General features: G+C 59.7%; 1 pseudogene. It reads left to right on the top strand.

Annotated elements, in window-relative coordinates:
• Window positions 1-981 (top strand): annotated as a pseudogene (locus tag ACFOKJ_RS12625) (IS3 family transposase); the annotation flags it as partial.
• Window positions 982-995 lie beyond the last annotated feature (14 nt).

Raw genomic sequence — 995 nt, 5'->3', positions numbered from 1 at the left:
GAACGTCTCGGAGGCCAAGCGCCTCAAGGAACTGGAAACCGAGAACGCACGGTTAAAGAAGCTCTTGGCCGAGATGATGCTCGAGAACGAGATTGCCAAAGAGGCCCTGCGAAAAAAGTGGTGAGCGCACCGTCACGGCGGGAGCTGGTGCGCCATCTGGTGGGCAAGGGACTCAGCGAGCGTCGATCGCTGCGTCTGGCCGGCATCAGTCCCAGTTCATTCCGTTACCAGCCCGCCACCGACCGCAATGTCGCCTTGAAAGCGAAGATCATCGCGCTTGCACAACGTCACCGACGCTACGGCGCCAGCATGATCTATTTGAAGCTGCGGCAGGAAGGCATGCAGGTCAATCACAAGCGGGTGGATCGACTCTATGTCGAGGCGGGTCTGCAAATTCGCCGGCGTAAGCGCAAGAAGATTCCGGCGGCAGACCGTCACCCGCTGGCCCGCCCCTTGGCCGCCAACCAGGTCTGGTCGATGGACTTCGTGTTCGACCGGACGGCAGAGGGGCGTGTCATCAAGAGCCTGACCGTCGTCGATGATGCAACGCACGAGGCCGTTGCGATTGTGCCGGAGCGTGCGATGAGCGGGCTGCATCTGACGCGCGTTCTCGACCAGTTGGCGACAACACGTGGCTTGCCCAAGGCGATCAGGACAGATAACGGCAAGGAGTTCTGCAGCCGTGCCATGCTCACCTGGGCGCATGCCCGTGGTGTTCAGCTCTTCCTGATTGAGCCCGGCAAGCCCAATCAGAACGCTTACATCGAATCGTTTAACGGGCGCTTCCGGGATGAGTGCCTGAACGAACACTGGTTCACCAGCCTGCGCCATGCCCAGGTCGTCATCGAAGCTTGGCGGAAGGAATACAACAACGAAAGGCCCAAGAAAGCCCTGGGTGGTTTGACGCCGGCGGCCTACGCCAAATCACTCGCTGAGAAATCAGGTAAATTAGCCTCGGACTCTAATGCTCAGTGCTACTGAGAATGGGGGGACGT

Source organism: Vogesella amnigena (genome assembly GCF_042648905.1).
In the GTDB taxonomy this organism is placed as follows: domain Bacteria; phylum Pseudomonadota; class Gammaproteobacteria; order Burkholderiales; family Chromobacteriaceae; genus Vogesella; species Vogesella amnigena.
Note: the sequence above shows the minus strand (reverse complement) of the source record. Positions and strands in the feature narration are given on the sequence as shown.